Annotated in this window: 12 protein-coding genes and 1 riboswitch; of the genes, 6 read left to right on the top strand and 6 right to left on the bottom strand. The window is 69.3% G+C overall.

The annotated features are described in order from the left end of the window. Positions 1–52 precede the first annotated feature (52 nt). Complete coding sequence (locus JGS22_RS02275; protein WP_211039026.1) at positions 53–559, top strand: hypothetical protein; 507 nt, start codon at positions 53–55, stop codon at positions 557–559. Positions 560–707: 148 nt separating this feature from the next. Here JGS22_RS02275 and JGS22_RS02270 read toward each other — a convergent pair whose 3' ends face one another. The 5 genes from JGS22_RS02270 to JGS22_RS02250 all read right to left on the bottom strand — a co-directional run bounded on the left by JGS22_RS02270 (position 708) and on the right by JGS22_RS02250 (position 8,189). Continuing rightward, positions 708–1,772, bottom strand: a complete 1,065-nt coding sequence (locus JGS22_RS02270) for a ribonucleotide-diphosphate reductase subunit beta (protein WP_211039025.1) — start codon at positions 1,770–1,772, stop codon at positions 708–710. Next, entirely contained in the window at positions 1,772–4,141 is a 2,370-nt protein-coding gene (locus JGS22_RS02265) for a ribonucleoside-diphosphate reductase subunit alpha (protein WP_211039024.1), read from the bottom strand. Before JGS22_RS02265 ends, JGS22_RS02270 begins: the two co-directional genes overlap by 1 nt. 150 nt (positions 4,142–4,291) lie before the next feature. Further along, positions 4,292–4,407: riboswitch (cobalamin riboswitch) on the bottom strand. A gap of 290 nt (positions 4,408–4,697) precedes the next feature. Continuing rightward, positions 4,698–4,907: a YbdD/YjiX family protein gene (locus JGS22_RS02260; protein ID WP_308405475.1), complete on the bottom strand. Its 210-nt coding sequence runs from the start codon at positions 4,905–4,907 to the stop codon at positions 4,698–4,700. Positions 4,908–5,021: 114 nt separating this feature from the next. Beyond that, positions 5,022–7,109, bottom strand: a complete 2,088-nt coding sequence (locus JGS22_RS02255; RefSeq protein ID WP_211039053.1) for a carbon starvation CstA family protein — start codon at positions 7,107–7,109, stop codon at positions 5,022–5,024. A 327-nt stretch (positions 7,110–7,436) separates the two neighbouring features. Further along, the gene (locus JGS22_RS02250) at positions 7,437–8,189 is read right to left on the bottom strand and encodes a GntR family transcriptional regulator (RefSeq protein WP_211039052.1); all 753 of its coding nucleotides are present in this window, start codon (positions 8,187–8,189) and stop codon (positions 7,437–7,439) included. Between the two features lie 642 nt (positions 8,190–8,831). On the opposite strand from JGS22_RS02250, the gene JGS22_RS02245 reads away from it, so the two are divergent. The 5 genes from JGS22_RS02245 to JGS22_RS02225 all read left to right on the top strand — a co-directional run bounded on the left by JGS22_RS02245 (position 8,832) and on the right by JGS22_RS02225 (position 15,780). Next, positions 8,832–10,130 carry a sugar ABC transporter substrate-binding protein gene (locus JGS22_RS02245; RefSeq protein ID WP_211039023.1) on the top strand — a complete coding sequence of 433 codons (1,299 nt, stop codon included), beginning with the start codon at positions 8,832–8,834 and terminating at the stop codon, positions 10,128–10,130. A gap of 143 nt (positions 10,131–10,273) precedes the next feature. Next, entirely contained in the window at positions 10,274–11,275 is a 1,002-nt protein-coding gene (locus tag JGS22_RS02240) for a carbohydrate ABC transporter permease (RefSeq protein WP_211039022.1), read from the top strand. 110 nt (positions 11,276–11,385) lie between these two features. Then, a complete protein-coding gene (locus tag JGS22_RS02235; RefSeq protein ID WP_308405788.1) occupies positions 11,386–12,192 on the top strand; it encodes a carbohydrate ABC transporter permease in 807 nt (268 codons plus the stop codon). Between the two features lie 8 nt (positions 12,193–12,200). Next, positions 12,201–13,730, top strand: coding sequence for a glycoside hydrolase family 3 protein (locus JGS22_RS02230; protein ID WP_211039020.1), 1,530 nt, complete (start codon positions 12,201–12,203; stop codon positions 13,728–13,730). Positions 13,731–14,277: 547 nt separating this feature from the next. Next, complete coding sequence (locus JGS22_RS02225; protein ID WP_211039051.1) at positions 14,278–15,780, top strand: PAS domain-containing sensor histidine kinase; 1,503 nt, start codon at positions 14,278–14,280, stop codon at positions 15,778–15,780. 215 nt (positions 15,781–15,995) lie between these two features. Here JGS22_RS02225 and JGS22_RS02220 read toward each other — a convergent pair whose 3' ends face one another. Then, positions 15,996–16,253 carry a WhiB family transcriptional regulator gene (locus JGS22_RS02220; protein ID WP_211039019.1) on the bottom strand — a complete coding sequence of 86 codons (258 nt, stop codon included), beginning with the start codon at positions 16,251–16,253 and terminating at the stop codon, positions 15,996–15,998. Positions 16,254–16,294 lie beyond the last annotated feature (41 nt).

Raw genomic sequence — 16,294 nt, 5'->3', positions numbered from 1 at the left:
GCAGCCGCCCTCAAGACCCCACTTCACCACCAGAACCGGAAGGTACCCCCACATGAAGAAGCTCGCGAAGCGGACCGTCGCCATCGGCGCGGTGCTGGCGCTGCCGCTGCTCGTCGTCCCCGGCTCGGCCCAGGCGGACAGCGCTGCCGGCGACGTCGGCAGCGCCGCCAAGATCAGCCACTCGCAGGCCGCCTCGATGTTCCAGGGCGCCGGCATCCCCTGGACCTCCAGCGGCAACTGCTCGGACCGCAACAAGCCCAACTGCACCTCCTTCGAGCAGATCCACGACCACACCGTGCGCGGCGCCATCACGCTGAAGTCGGCCAGCGGCTGCGCCATCAACGTGACCGGTGGCACCGAGACCGGCCACGCCGACGGCCAGTACAGCCACTGGAACGGCTACAAGCTCGACATGTCGCTCTCCAGCTGCATCCAGAACTACGTGGACGCCAACTTCGCCTACATCGGCGGCAGCAAGTGGCAGTCGGGCTCCGGCAACGTCTACTACCGCGAGGGCAACCACTGGGACATCACGTTCCACAACTGCGGCGGCTGCTGACCCCGGCGGGCCCCCAGCGCGCAGCAACGCGGCCCGCCTCCCCGTGCGTCGGGGGGCGGGCCGCGTTGCCGAGCTGCGCGGGGCGCGCCCTCAGAGCCTCACAGGCCCAGGGCCGCAGACAGCCCCACAGGCTCAGAGCCCCAGCGCCTCAGAACTCGTCGTCGAAGCTGACCGAGCCCTCGACGGCCACCTGGTAGGCGGAGGCCCGGCGCTCGAAGAAGTTCGTCAGCTCCTGGACGTTCTGAAGCTCCATGAAGCCGAACGGGTTCTCCGAGCCGAACACCGGCTCCAGCCCGAGGCGTACGAGCCGCTGGTCGGCGACGCACTGCAGGTACTCGCGCATCGACTCGGTGTTCATGCCCGGCAGTCCCTCGCCGCACAGGTCGCGACCGAACTGGAGCTCCGCCTCGACGGCCTCCTTGAGCATGTCGGTGACCTCGCGTCCGAGCTCCTCGTCGAAGAGCTCGGGCTCCTCCTGGCGGACGGTGTCCACTACGTGGAAGGCGAAGTCCATGTGGCAGCTTTCGTCCCGGAACACCCAGTTGGTGCCGGTCGCCAGACCGTGCAGCAGTCCGCGCGAGCGGAACCAGTACACGTAGGCGAAGGCGCCGTAGAAGAACAGCCCCTCGATGCAGGCGGCGAAGCAGATCAGGTTCAGCAGGAAACGACGGCGGTCGGCCTTGGTCTCCAGCCGGTCCATGCTCTCGACCGAGTCCATCCACTTGAAGCAGAACTGCGCCTTCTCCCGGATGGAGGGGATGTTCTCCACCGCGGCGAACGCCTCGACGCGCTCGTCGTGGTCGGGCAGATAGGTGTCGAGCAGCGTCAGATAGAACTGGACGTGCACGGCCTCCTCGAAGAGCTGCCGCGACAGGTAGAGCCGCGCCTCCGGGGAGTTGATGTGCTTGTACAGCGTCAGGACCAGGTTGTTCGCCACGATCGAGTCGCCGGTCGCGAAGAAGGCGACGAGGCGGCCGATCATGTGCTGCTCGCCGGCCGACAGCTTGGCGAGGTCGGCCACGTCGGAGTGGAGGTCGACCTCCTCCACGGTCCAGGTGTTCTTGATCGCGTCCCGGTAGCGGTCGTAGAAGTCCGGGTAGCGCATCGGGCGCAGCGTCAGTTCGAAGCCCGGGTCGAGCAGGTTCTTCTGGCTGGACGCGGCGGAGGCGGTGTGGCCGGCGGAGGGCCTGGTCTCTTCCGGTGTGGTGGTCATTACTGGCAGGCCTCGCAGGACTCGGGGTTCTCCAGCGAGCAGGCGACGGCTTCCTCGGCCTCGGCGATCTGCTGCGCGGGGATGGGGGTCGGGGACTTCTGGCTCACGGTCGCCGCCCGCGCGGACTGGGCGATCCGGGTGGCCGGGCGCGAACGCAGGTAGTACGTGGTCTTGATGCCGCGCTTCCAGGCGTAGGCGTACATCGAGCTGAGCTTGCCGATGGTCGGCGCGGCCATGAAGAGGTTCAGCGACTGGCTCTGGTCGATGTAGGGCGTACGGGCCGCGGCCAGGTCGATCAGCGCGCGCTGCGGGACCTCCCAGGCGGTGCGGTAGAGCGTCCGTACGTCCTCGGGGACACCGGGCAGCTCCTGGGCCGAGCCGTTGGCGTCGCGCAGCGCCTGACGGGTCTCGTCGTTCCACAGCCCGAGCTGCTTCAGCTCGTCCACCAGGTAGGTGTTGACCTGGAGGAACTCACCGCTGAGCGTCTCGCGCTTGAAGAGGTTGGAGACCTGCGGCTCGATGCACTCGTAGACACCGGCGATCGAGGCGATGGTGGCGGTCGGGGCGATCGCCAGCAGCAGCGAGTTGCGCATGCCGGTCTTCGCGATCCGGGTGCGCAGCGCCTCCCAGCGCTCGGTCCAGGCGGGCTCGGCGTCGGGGTAGTGGTCCGGGTGCAGCACGCCGCGGGCGGTACGGGTCTCGCCCCACGCGTCGTGCGCACCGTGGCGCTCGGCGAGGTCGGCGGAGGACTCGTAGGCGGCGAGCATGATGCGCTCGGAGATCCGGGTGGACAGCTCCTTGGCCTCGGGGGAGTCGAAGGGCAGCCGCAGCCGGAAGAAGACGTCCTGGAGCCCCATCAGGCCCAACCCCACAGGCCGCCAGCGGGAGTTGGAGCGCTCCGCCTGCTCGGTCGGGTAGAAGTTGATGTCCACCACGCGGTCGAGGAAGGTGACGGCGGTGCGGACGGTGGCGTCCAGCCGCTCCCAGTCCATCTCGCCGTCGTCGCCCAGGTGGGCGGCGAGGTTGACCGAGCCGAGGTTGCAGACGGCGGTCTCGCCGTCGTTGGTGACCTCGAGGATCTCGGTGCAGAGGTTGGAGGAGTGGACGACCCGGCCGGACTCCGCGGTCTGGTTGGCGGTGCGGTTGGCGGCGTCCTTGAACGTCATCCAGCCGTTGCCGGTCTGCGCGAGGGTGCGCATCATCCGCGAGTACAACTGGCGGGCGGACACCGTCTTGTTGGCCAGCCCGGCCTCCTCGGCCGCCCGGTAGGCGGCGTCGAACTCGGCGCCGTACAGGTCGACCAGCTGGGGGACGTCGGCGGGGGAGAAGAGCGACCACTCGCCGTCCGCCTCGACCCGGCGCATGAACTCGTCCGGAATCCAGTGCGCGAGGTTCAGGTTGTGGGTGCGCCGCGCCTCCTCGCCGGTGTTGTCCCGCAGCTCCAGGAACTCCTCCAGATCGGCGTGCCAGGTCTCCAGGTACACGCAGGCCGCGCCCTTGCGACGGCCGCCCTGGTTCACCGCGGCGACCGAGGCGTCCAGGGTGCGCAGGAAGGGGACGATGCCGTTGGAGTGCCCGTTGGTGCCGCGGATCAGCGAACCCCGGGCGCGGATGCGCGAGTAGGAGAGGCCGATGCCGCCCGCGTGCTTGGACAGCCGTGCGACCTGGTGGTAGCGGTCGTAGATGGAGTCCAGCTCGTCCAGCGGCGAGTCCAGCAGGTAGCAGGAGGACATCTGCGGGTGCCGCGTACCGGAGTTGAAGAGTGTGGGGGAGGAGGGCAGATAGGAGAGCGTGCTGGTGAGCCGGTAGAGCTCGGCGACGTCTCCGAGCGCCTTCTCGCTGTGGTCCTCGGCCAGTCCGCAGGCCACCCGGAGCAGGAAGTGCTGGGGCGTCTCGATGACCTGGCGGGTCATCGGGTGGCGCAGCAGGTAGCGGGAGTGGACGGTCCGCAGGCCGAAATAGCCGAAGCGGTCGTCGGCGCCGTCGGCGAGCGCCCGGTCGACCAACGCGTCGAGCGAGACAGCGTGTTCTGCCACGAACGCGGCGGTGCTGTCACCGATCAGGCCCTCGCGGTGGCCCGCCGCCACGGAGGCGGCGAAGGACACCGCGCCCTGGCTCGCGGCCTCGTCCCGGATGGCCAGGGTCAGCAACCGCGCGGCGAGCCGGGAGTACTCGGGCTCGTCACCGATCAACGCGGCGGCGGCCTCGGTGGCCAGCGACCGCAGTTCGGCGTCGTCCGAACCGGCGTTCCGACCGCGCAGCGCGGCGGTTGCCACCCTGTCGGGGTCGACGGCGGTCAGATCGGCCGTGAGATCGGTCAGCGTACGCAACAGCGTTGCTGATACGGGCTCCGTGGGGGCGATGGTCACGGGGCGGTCTCTCCCTCGCTCGGCAGTGGGCTCGAGGGATGCGGACAGCAGGGGCGCACACGGAAATGACGGCGGGGGGCCGTGGATTCACATGGCGTCCCGGAGTCCAACCCACGAGACCCGGACGTCTTGAGATGCTGCCGACAGGTCGTCGGACTCGCGCGCCCGGCCGTTTCTGGGCCCGCGCACACACCGTTGCGGGACAGTCCCGGATTCGCACCGGGTTCCCCTGCTGCGGCAGCGAGACCGAGCATACATCTTGTGGTGCGTGATTCGCGTACCCCCATATGTTGTGTCTGTTGCTGACCCGGGGTCATCGATTTGCTGCTGCGTGCTCGGACCGCGACAAGCCCGGAAGCGGCGCCCGAGGAGGGTTCGGGAAGTGTTTGCAGTGTCCTTCCGGACCGTTGTCGAGCCTCGGCGTGTCGTCCGCGGGCCGGCTTCCCGGGTGGCGGCGGCGGTGCGTACGGCTGCGGGGCCCGCTCCGGTGGAACGGGCCCCGCGGGCCGAGGTGTTGCGCGGAACCGGACAGCGCCGGTTCCGCGCGGCGAGAGGCTCAGCAGCAGCGGAAGCCCTCGCGGGGGTCGTCCTCCGCGGCGTCGGTGCGCCGTCGTTCGAACTCCCGGCGGCTGAGCGGAGAGGCACCCGGATCGTGGGCGCGGGCATGGGCGAGGTAGCGGTCGTACGCGGACTCGCCGGTCAGCTCGCGCCAGTACCAGCGCAGCTTTCCGGCCAACTCGCGCAGCCGCCCTGTGTGTTCTCTCACTTCCCTACCCGTGTCCTCGTGCTTCCTGGTGGACTCCCGCGTCGGCGGGGGCCGTTCGCCCCCGCCGACGACAGGACTGCGAACCGGCGGCGTTCAGCCGGCCCGATGGCTGGGTCACCGTGCGCCGGTGGCCGGGTGACCGCGATCGGACCGGGAAGCCTCGGCGAGCTCGGCCTTCTCCTCCGCCGTCGGGAAGAACCCGGCCGGCGCGACGATCCTGGACTGCTCGAACTTCGCCTCGTGCAGCACGACCTGCTCCGGGTACCGGATCGCGCGGTAGCAGACGCGTCCGGCGTCCACCAGGATCACGATCACCAGCAGTGCGAAGAAGGCCGCCAGTACGCCGTTCACGGTCGAGTTGAGCACGACCGTGTGCATGTCGTCCATGTCCTTGGCCGGCGCGATGACCTTGCCCGCGTCGATCGCGTCCGCATACACCTGTCGCTGGGCGAAGAAGCCCACCGCGGTGTCTCCGGAGAAGATCTTCTGCCAGCTCGCAGTGAGGGTGACCGCCACGTCCCAGGCCAGCGGAACCGCGGTGACCCAGGCCCATTTGAGCCGCCCGGACTTGACCAGCAGCGTGGTGCACACCGCGAGCGCGACGGCGGCCAGCAGCTGGTTGGCGATACCGAAGAGCGGGAAGAGCTGGTTGATGCCGCCGAGCGGATCGTGCACTCCGGCCCAGAGGAAGTAGCCCCAGCCGCCGACCACGACCGCACTGGCGATCCACACTCCGGGCTTCCAACTGACCTCGCGGAACGGCTTGTAGACGTTGCCCAGCATGTCCTGGAGCATGAACCGGCCGACCCTGGTGCCGGCATCCACGGTGGTGAGGATGAACAGCGCCTCGAACATGATCGCGAAGTGGTACCAGAACGCCTTCATCCCTGCGCCGCCGATCACGGCGGAGAAGATCTCCGACATTCCCAGCGCGAACGTCGGTGCGCCGCCGGTGCGCGAGAGCAGGCTGTCCTCCTCCACCGCCTCGGCCGCGGCTGTCAGATCCTGCGGGGAGATGGTGAACCCGAAGTTCGCCACCGCCTCCGAGGCGGACTGGACGGTGTCCCCGATGGCCCCGGCGGGCGCGTTGATCGCGAAGAAGAGACCGGGGTCGATGATGCAGGCGGCGACCATCGCCATGATGGCCACGAAGGACTCGGTCAGCATGGCGCCGTACCCGACCATCCGGACCTGGGTCTCCTTCTGGATCATCTTCGGCGTCGTGCCCGAGGCGACCAGCGAGTGGAAACCGGAGAGCGCACCGCAGGCGATGGTGATGAAGACGAAGGGGAAGAGCGAGCCGGCGAACACCGGTCCGTCACCGCGCGAGGCGAACTCGGTGACCGCGGGCATCTTCAGCGACGGCATCGCGACGATGACACCGATCGCCAGCAGCGCGATGGTGCCGACCTTCATGAAGGTCGACAGGTAGTCGCGCGGCGCCAGCAGCATCCAGACCGGCAACACCGAGGCCACGAAGCCGTAGATCACCATCCACACGACCAGCGCGCCCGGCGAGAGCGTGAAGGTCTCCGCCCAGGAGGACTCGGCCACCCAGCCGCCGGAGACGATCGCCAACAGCAGCAGCATCACGCCGATCACCGACACCTCGGTGACCCGGCCGGGCCGCAGCACCCGCAGGTAGAAGCCCATGAAGAGCGCGATCGGGATGGTCATCGCGATCGAGAAGACGCCCCACGGAGACTCGGCGAGCGCGTTGACGATGACCATCGCCAGCACCGCGAGCAGGATGATCATGATGGCGAAGACCGCGATCAGCGCCGCCGCTCCACCGACCGGGCCGACCTCGTCCCTGGCCATCTGTCCCAGCGAACGCCCGTCGCGCCGCGTGGAGAAGAAGAGCGTGACCATGTCCTGCACGGCGCCGGCGAAGATCACGCCGACCACGATCCAGATCGTGCCGGGCAGATAGCCCATCTGCGCCGCGAGCACGGGGCCGACCAGCGGCCCGGCGCCGGCCACCGCCGCAAAGTGGTGCCCGAAGAGCACCCGGCGGTCGGTGGGATGGAAGTCGACGCCGTTGTTGAGGCGTTCGGCGGGGGTGGCGCGGTTCTTGTCGACCTTCAGGACCCGGTGGGCCAGGAAGCGCGAGTAGAAGCGGTAGCCGATGGCGTACGTGCCGAGGGCGGCGACCACCATCCAGGTCGCCGACACCTCCTCGCCGCGCGCGAGGGCGAGCATCGCCCATCCGACGGCACCGGCGATGGCGACCAGGGTCCACACGACGATCGACCTCGGACTGAGCCGGCCACCGGAGGACTGGCGCTCGTCGGGTGGTGCTGCGGCGGTTCTGACATGGTGACGACTCCGTTTCCTGCGACTCCGGGGGTGACTCCTCAGTCGAACGCGCAGGAAATCTAAGGCAGAGCGCGCCGATCGTCACCAGGCCGTCCGTCGAGTGGGAGCCGAGCGGTCGCGATGTGCGCCGAACGGCGGCGTCACGGCGCGCCGTCGGCCGCGTGCCGTCGGCGCGGCGAACCGGTCGCCACACCTTCCCGGGCGCCGCCGCTACCGGTCCGGCCGCCTGAGCCGGGCCACGAACTTGTACCGGTCGCCGCGGTAGACCGAGCGCACCCACTCCACCGGCTTGCCCTCCTTGTCGAAGGAGTGCCGGGAGAGCAGCAGCATCGGCAGCCCGACGTCGGTGCCGAGCAGGCCCGCCTCCCGCGGCGTGGCGAGCGAGGTCTCGATGGTCTCCTCGGCCTCCGCGAGCTGAGTGTCGTACACCTCCGCGAGGGCGGTGTAGAGCGAGGCGTACTTCACCAGGCTCCGCCGCAGAGCGGGGAAGCGGCGCTGGGAGAGGTGGGTGATCTCGATCGCCATCGGTTCGCCGCTGGCCAGCCGCAGGCGTTCGATGCGCAGCACCCGGCCGCCGGTGTCGATGTCGAGGAACCCGGCAAGCCGGTCGTCGGCCGTGACGTAGCCGATGTCGAGCAGCTGCGAGGTGGGCTCCAGGCCCTGGGCGCGCATGTCCTCGGTGTAGGAGGTGAGTTGGAGCGCCTGGGAGACCTTGGGCTTGGCGACGAAGGTGCCCTTGCCCTGAATGCGTTCCAACCGGCCCTCGACGACCAGCTCCTGGAGCGCCTGGCGCACGGTGGTGCGGGAGGTGTCGAACTCGGTGGCCAGGGTGCGTTCGGGCGGTACCGGGGTGCCGGGCGGCAGCGTCTCGGTCATCTCCAGCAGATGCCGCTTGAGACGGTAGTACTTCGGCACCCGGGCCGTACGGCCTGCGGCACCGGCCTCCGCCGGGGCGCGGCCCACGCCGTCCTCGCCGGCCCGTACGCGTCCGTTCGGCCCCTGCTGTGCTGCTGCGGTCACCGCATCCTCCGACTTCCCTGCCCGGCCGCCAGTTGCGACGCCGTCCGTTGCCCCTGTGCGGCGAGTCCTCCACCGTGCCCGGCGCGGGCGCGGTCGCCCGGTGCCGGAGCGGCTCCGGGCAAGGGAGGCCCGGCGCGGGCGGGCGGGTCGCCCCTTCTTATACACCTCGGTGACCGCCCGGGTCTTCCCCAGGCCCCCCGGGGCCGCCGACGGGCCACCATTCTGGTCTAAACCATTAAAGAGCTCCAGCCTGCGTGTGGCCAGGGGATACGCGAGTTTCCCGGGATCGCTCCGTGCGGCGCGGGTCGGCGGCGGCAGCGGGTCGGGCCGCTCGCACGGGGCCGCGAGGGCGGAGCGCAAGTCGGTGCCCGCCCGGGGGAGTTGGCTGCCCGGGTCGCGTTGGTGTCGTTCCCGTAACGGACATCGGAGCCACTCACCGGCACTCTTGACACCCTTAAAGGTCTAGGCCAGAGTGCGGGCACTGGTCCAGACCATTTGGGGCCAGCGCCCCAAGTTCCCCGCGGTGCCAGTGCGTTGACCGTCCGGTAGGGAGGGGCCATCCGACATCCTTGAGGAGGGTGTGACGTGCGGCGGAAGCTCACAGCGACCATTGGTTCCATGGCGATGCTCGCCACGCTCGCGGCCTGCGGTGGTTCAGGCAGCGACAATTCGTCGAAAGACCCCGCGGACCGGGACGACACGCTCACGGTCTGGCTGATGAACGACGCGGAGAGCACCTGGCCCGAGCTGGTCAAGGACGTCAACGCGCAGTTCAAGAAGAAGTACCCCAAGGTCAACGTCAAGGTGCAGTTCCAGCAGTGGGGCGACAAGGCCAAGAAGCTGGACACCGCGCTCGGCGGCAGCAAGTTCCCCGACGTCGTCGAGCTCGGCAACACCGAGACGATGACCTACATACTCAACGGCGCGCTGGCCGAGATCGACGAGAAGAAGTACGACAACAGCGACACCTGGATCCAGGGGCTGAAGGACACCTGCACCTTCGAGGGCCAGATGTACTGCGTGCCCTACTACGCGGGCGCCCGGGTCGCGGTGATGAACACCGAGATGTTCGAGAAGTCCACCGGCTCCAAGGAACTCCCGGAGACCGAGGACGACCTGAAGAAGGCCCTGAAGAAGGTCGAGCAGGAGTACGGCTCCGACAGGGCATTCTCCGCCCTCTACCTGCCGGGCAAGTACTGGTACGCCGCGATGTCCTACGTCGCCGGGTACGGCGGCCAGATCGCCGAGTTCGACGAGGGCGCCAAGGAGTGGAAGGGCAGCCTCAGCAAGCCCGAGGCGCGCAAGGGCATCCAGCACTACGTCGACCTGGTCAAGGACTGGAACAACGCCGACAAGACCAAGGACGAGCAGGACCACGCCAACGTGATGGCCAACGGCAAGGCCGCCGTGATCTACGGCAACGGCTGGGAGGCCGAGTCCGTGGTCAAGGGCGAGAGCGGCAACCCGAAGATGGAGGGCAAGGTCGGCATCGCGGGAATGCCCGGCCCCAACGGCAAGCCGCTGCCCTCCTTCATCGGCGGTTCCGACCTCGCGGTGATCGAGAAGTCCAACGTCAAGGACCTCGGCGAGGAGTGGATCTCCCTCTTCACCAGTGAGAAGTCCATGAAGGTGCTCTCGGCCAAGAACATCCTGCCGAACAACACCAAGCAGCTCGAACCGCTCCAGAAGGACCCGAAGACCGCGCCGATCGCCAACGCGGTGCCGGACGCCTGGTTCACCCCCATCGCCCCCGGCTGGACGGCAGTGGAGAAGCAACTGGTGCTGGAGAACATGCTGCTGGAGATCGTGCGCGGCGGTTCGGTGGAGTCGGCGACCAAGAAGGCCGACGCCAAGATCAACGAACTGATCAACACCGAAGCCTGAGCCTCCCCCCCATACGTACGCGCCGCGGGCCGGAACCGCACCCGAGTCCGCGGCGCGTACCCCACGCGGTCGGCCGGCGTGCGGTTCAACCGCCGCCGCCCGTACCGCGCTTGTGGTGAACTGATCGAACGGAAGGCCGTACAGTGACCGCCGCTGACACCGAAGCCGCCGCACCACCGGCCGACAGCGAACCCCCACCGCCCACCGGACGGAAGTCCGGCCGGCCCAAGGGCGGCGGCAGAGCCACCGCCCGCACGGGCGGGGCGCTGCTGCCGTATCTGCTGATCGGCCCCGCGATCGTGGCCATCGCCGCGATCTTCGCCTGGCCGCTCGTCCAGACCGTGATCATGTCCTTCCAGGACATGGGCCGCCGGGAGCTGTGGACCGGCGACTCACCGCCGTGGGTCGGCTTCGAGCAGTTCAGCACGATCCTGGGCGACTCCCACTTCTGGTCCGTGACGTTCAAGACCGTCCTGTTCATGGTCGTCTGCGTCAGCCTCACCATGTCGCTGGGTCTCCTCATCGCCATGTCGATGCAGCGCATGTCCCCCTGGGTGCGGCTGCTGCTCACCGGCGCACTGATCGCCGCCTGGTCGATGCCGCTGCTGGTGGCGACCTCGGTCTTCCGCTGGCTGTCCGACTCCGACTACGGCGTCATCAACAGCACGCTGAGCAGGATCCCGGGGCTGGACTTCCAGGGCCACAACTGGTTCCTCAACCCCTGGCAGGGCTTCACCATCATCGGGGCGGTGGTGATCTGGGGCGCGATCCCCTTCGTCGTCATCACCCTCTACGCGGCCCTGACCCAGGTGCCCAAGGAGCTGGAGGAGGCCGCCAAGCTGGACGGCGCCAACTCCTGGGGCGTCTTCCACCACGTGGTCTTCCCGGTGATCAAGCCCGTCTTCCAGATGGTCGCGACCCTCTCGGTGATCTGGGACTTCAACATCTTCGGCCAGGTCTTCCTGATGCGGGGCAACAAGCCGGAGCCCGAGTACGAGCTGCTGGGGATCTACTCCTTCCAGAAGGCGTTCACCAGCTCCTCCTTCAGCCAGGGCACCGCCATCGCCCTCATCACCGTGCTGCTGCTGTCCGGCGTCGCCGCGTACTACCTGCGTCAGCTGCTCAAGACGGGAGAAGTCGAGTGAGCACCACCACGACCGCGCGCACCTCCGAGGGCGCGGACACCGAAGGGGCGCAGACCCCGCCGAAGAAGCCGGCGCCCCGCAGGTACCGGGCCGAACGCAGGCCGAACCGCATCGGCTTCAACATCTTCGGGCTGGTCGCCTTCGTCGTCATGGCCTTCCCGGTCTACTGGCTCGTCCTCAGCGCCTTCCGTCCCAACAGCGAGATCCGCAGCTACGACCAGTCGCTCTTCCCGACCTCGATCACCTTCGACAACTTCGTACGTGCCACCGAGACGCGGTTCTTCTGGACGGCGATCCAGTCCAGCCTCATCATCTGCGTCACCGCCGTGCTCGGCGCGATGGTGCTCGGCACGATCGCCGCCTTCGCCATCGGCCGCTTCAACTTCGTGGGCCGCAAGGCGTTCATGATGGTCCTGATCGTGGTGCAGGTGCTGCCGCCGACCGCGATGCTGATCCCCATCTACGTACAGCTGAACTCCATGGGCGCGCTCAACGAGTACTGGGGCGTCATCGTCGTCTACCTGGTCTCGGTGCTGCCGTTCAGCATCTGGATGATCCGCGGCTTCGTGATCAACGTGCCGAAGGAGCTGGAGGAGTCCGCGATGGTGGACGGCTGCTCCCGGATGCAGGCGTTCTGGAAGGTGATGTTCCCGCTGCTCGCGCCGGGCATCGCGGCGGCCTCGATCTTCTCGCTGATCACCGCCTGGAACGAGTACCTGTTCGCGTACGTCATCATGCAGGACAACGACAAGTACACGCTGAACGTGTGGCTGATGAACTTCACCACCGACCGCGGCACCGACTACGGCGGGCTGATGGCCGGCTCTGTGATCGTCGCCGTGCCCGTCGTCATCTTCTTCATGATCGTTCAGAAGAAGATGGCCGCGGGTCTCACCTCCGGCGCAGTGAAGGGATAGCTCGACCGATGACCACCCTCACCTCCTCCCAGTCCACACTCACCAGGAACGCGCTGGCGGTGCTCCAGCCCGGCTTCGTCGGGACCACGGCCCCCCAGTGGCTGCTGCGCTGTCTGGACGAGGGGCTCACCGCGGTCGGCCTGTTCGCCCGCAACATCGAGTCTTCCGCCCAACTCGCCGAGCTCACGGCCCAGTTGAGGGCGGTACGGCCCGAGGTGCTGGTGGCCATCGACGAGGAGGGCGGGGACGTCACACGGCTGGAGGCGCACACCGGCTCCTCCTTCCCGGGGAACCTCGCACTGGGCACCGTCGACGATCCCGACCTCACCCGCGACGTCGCGGCCGAGCTCGGCCGCCGGCTCGCCGAGTGCGGCGTCAACCTCAACTGGGCGCCGTCCGCGGACGTCAACTCCAACCCGGGCAACCCCGTCATCGGAGTGCGCTCCTTCGGCGCGGACCCGGAGCTGGTCGCCCGGCACACCATCGCCTACATCGAGGGCCTCCAGTCCGTCGGAGTCGCCGCCAGCACCAAGCACTTCCCCGGACACGGAGACACCTCCGTCGACTCCCACCACGCGCTGCCCCGCATCGACGCCGACCTGGAGACGCTGCACGCCCGCGAACTCGTCCCCTTCCGCGCGGCCGTGGCCGCCGGTACCAAGGTGATGATGAGCGCGCACATCCTGCTGCCCGCCCTGGACGAGACGCTGCCCGCCACTCTCAGCCCCTCCGCGCTCACCGGGCTGCTCCGCGCGCCGATCACCGAGGGCGGCCTGGGCTTCGACGGGCTGATCGTCACCGACGCGGTGGAGATGAAGGCCATCGCCGACCACCACGGCGTCGAACACGGCACCGTGCTCGCCATCGCCGCGGGCGCCGACGCGATCTGCGTCGGCGGCGGGCTGTCGGACGAGGCCACCGTGCTGCGACTGCGCGACGCGCTGGTCGCCGCCGTGCACAGCGGCGAGCTTCCCGAGGAGCGCCTCGCCGAGGCGGCCGGCCGGGTGCGCGCCCTGGCGGAGTGGACGTCCGCGCACGCCGGTGCCGCGGCGCAGCGGCCGGTACGGGCCGACGTCGGCCTGGCCGCCGCCCGTCGCGCCCTGCACGTCACCGGTGCCCGCAGCGGTGACTCCGAGCTGCACGTGGCCGCCTTCACGCCGATGCGCAACATCGCCGTCGGCCACGAGACGCCGTGGGGCCTGGCCAACGAGCTGGAGCCGCTCCTGCCGGGCACCACCACCGCCGACTACCGTCGCGAGCACGCCGAGGCGGAGGGCACCGAGGCGCTGGCCACCCGGGTGCTCGCCGAGGCGGGCGGGCGCACCATCGTCGGGGTCGTACGGGACGTGCACCGGCACGCGTGGATGGCCGAGGTGCTGGCAGCCGTCGTCGCGGCCGAGCCGGACACCGTGGTGGTGGAGATGGGGGTGCCGCAGGCGCCGCCGACCGGCGCCCTCCACCTCGCCACACACGGCGCTGCCCGGGTCTGCGCCCGTGCCGCCGCGGAGGTCATCGCCGGTACCGCAGAAGGGAGTTGAGCCCCGTACGCGGTGCGCCGTGACACGTATTGAAGGCTTGTGGCGAGAGTCTGTTCAGAGCATGGACAGACAAGCCTGGTCTAGTCCACAATCGTGGGCACGCACAGCCCTTCCGCTCTCCCCGCACAGGAGGGCGGAACGAGATCGCGGTCACTTTCTGCCCTGACGGTGCCGAGATCTCCGATCGCTCCGGGCTGCGGTGCCGGACGGGCTGAGGGTCCCGTTCAGGCGCCGCGGCCCGAAGTGCGTTCCGGGCCCGATCCGGCGCGTGCCCGCGCCGCCCGCGCCGGTTCCTCCTGCGGCCCGTCCCGGCGTCCCGGTCCGACGGCCCGCCGCTTCGGAAGCCGAACGGGAGCCCCGGGGCAGGACACCCGACCCCGACGCCGCTCCCACCGCGCCCGCGCGTGCCGCCGGCCCGTCCGTACGTGTCGCACGGGTCCGTACGTGGCTCGCCGCGTCCGCAGCGCCCGTAGCGGCGTACCGGGCTCGAGGGCGGGCGGTACGGGGCTCGGCGACGGCAGCGACTACGCTCGTCCGTGTGCCCTCCATGAACGATCTCGTACGGCAGCACACCGCCCTCGGCGAGGCCGACCTCGACTGGCTCCATCTGCTGGTCTCCGAGTGGCAGTTGCTCTCGGACCTCTCCTTCGCCGACCTCGTGCTCTGGGTGCCGACCAGCGACGGCACCCGGTACGTGTCGGTCGCGCAGATGCGTCCCAACACGGGCCCGACCTCCCACCAGGACGACATGATCGGCCATCTGGTGCCGCGCGGTCGCAGGCCGCTGCTGGACTCCGCGCTCGACGGGGGCCGGATCGTCCGCGAGGGCGACCCGGAGTGGCGGGAGGAGGTGCCGGTGCGGGTCGAGTCCATTCCGGTGCGCCGGGCCGGCCGGGTCCTCGGTGTCATCGCGCGCAACACCAACCTGCTGACCGTGCGCACCCCCAGCCGGCTCGAACTCACCTATCTCCAGAGCGCTTCCGACCTGGCGCAGATGATCGCCGCGGGGGCGTTCCCGTTCGTCGACCAGCAGGCCGACACGGATGTCTCGCCCCGGGTGGGCGACGGACTGATCCGCCTCGACGCCGACGGACTGGTCCAGTACGCCAGCCCCAACGCCCTCTCCGCGTACCACCGGTTGGGCCTCGCGGCCGATCTGGTCGGCCTCCACCTGGGCCGCACCACCGCTCAACTCGCTCCGGTGCGCGGCCCGGTGGACGAGTCGCTGGTCAAGCTTGCGAGCGGCTGGGCACCCCGCGAGACGGAGATCGAGGGGAACGAGTGTGTGATCCAGCTGCGCACGATCCCGCTCAACCCCAAGGGCAACCGCATCGGTTCGCTCGTACTGCTGCGCGATGTGACGGAACTGCGCCGGCGCGAACGCGAGTTGCTCACCAAGGACGCCACCATCCGGGAGATCCACCACCGGGTCAAGAACAACCTCCAGACCGTCGCTGCGCTGCTGCGCCTCCAGGCCAGGCGGATCGACTCGCAGCGCGGACGCGAGGCCCTGGAGGAGGCCGTACGGCGCGTCGGCTCCATCGCCATCGTGCACGAGACGCTGTCCCAGAACCTCGACGAGCGCGTGGAGTTCGACGCCATCGCCGACCGGGTGCTGGCGATGGTCGCGGAGATCTCGCCCGGCAGGGTGGAGGGGCGGCGCAGCGGCAGCTTCGGCATTCTGGACGCGGAGGTCGCCACCCCGCTGTCCATGGTGCTGACCGAGGTGCTCCAGAACGCCCTGGAGCACGGTTTCGGCCCCGGGGAGCAGGGCGCCGTCGAGGTGGGTGCGGTGCGCGGTGCGTCCTCGTCCGCGGCGCACTCCGCGCACTCCGGGCGTTCCTCGCATCCGCGGCTGATCGTCACGGTGCAGGACAACGGCAAGGGGCTGCCGGAGGGTTTCGACCTGGAACGCACCAGCAGTCTGGGGCTTCAGATCGTCCGCACGCTGGTGGAGGGGGAGTTGGGCGGGCTGTTCACCATGGCGCCGGGGGAGGACGGCGGTACTCGCGTCACTTTCGACATTCCGCTCACCTCGGAGAAACGTTGATCCCCGTCCCGCTTCGCACTCGCGGGAAGTGACGTTTCCGCGCACTCGCGGGAGAAACGGTGATCACCCGGTGAAAGGGCGTCGGAACGCGGCAGAGCCCCGTCGTGAAATTCACGACGGGGCTCAACTCGCGTGAGTGTGTCGGGCGTTGTTCTTCACCCTGGCACTGCGTTGCTGCGGCTCGGGGGGCAGCGGCGCGAAGGGGGCGGTGGGCGTCAGGCAGTTGCCTTACGAGCCCGGTTGCGGGCGGCGCGGCGCTTCATCGCGCGGCGCTCGTCCTCGCTGAGGCCACCCCAGACACCGGAGTCCTGACCGGACTCCAGGGCCCACTGCAGGCACTGCTCCATGACGGGGCAGCGGCGGCAGACGGCCTTGGCTTCCTCGATCTGCAACAGCGCAGGACCGGTGTTGCCGATGGGGAAGAAGAGCTCGGGGTCTTCCTCGCGGCAAACGGCGCGGTGACGCCAGTCCATGGCTGCTCCATCTCCTACGTATTGCGGTAAGTAACGTGTGC

It is taken from the genome of Streptomyces tardus, from assembly GCF_018101125.2.
Taxonomy (GTDB): Bacteria; Actinomycetota; Actinomycetes; order Streptomycetales; family Streptomycetaceae; genus Streptomyces; species Streptomyces tardus.
Note: the sequence above shows the minus strand (reverse complement) of the source record. Positions and strands in the feature narration are given on the sequence as shown.

What these genes read in the sequence shown, in the direction of transcription:
- JGS22_RS02275 (WP_211039026.1), top strand. Translation starts at nt 53, where the DNA reads ATGAAGAAGCTCGCGAAGCGGACCGTCGCCATCGGCGCGGTGCTGGCG.
- JGS22_RS02270 (WP_211039025.1), bottom strand. Translation starts at nt 1,772, where the DNA reads ATGACCACCACACCGGAAGAGACCAGGCCCTCCGCCGGCCACACCGCC.
- JGS22_RS02255 (WP_211039053.1), bottom strand. Translation starts at nt 7,109, where the DNA reads ATGCTCGCCCTCGCGCGCGGCGAGGAGGTGTCGGCGACCTGGATGGTG.
- JGS22_RS02230 (WP_211039020.1), top strand. Translation starts at nt 12,201, where the DNA reads ATGACCACCCTCACCTCCTCCCAGTCCACACTCACCAGGAACGCGCTG.
- JGS22_RS02225 (WP_211039051.1), top strand. Translation starts at nt 14,278, where the DNA reads ATGAACGATCTCGTACGGCAGCACACCGCCCTCGGCGAGGCCGACCTC.
- JGS22_RS02220 (WP_211039019.1), bottom strand. Translation starts at nt 16,253, where the DNA reads ATGGACTGGCGTCACCGCGCCGTTTGCCGCGAGGAAGACCCCGAGCTC.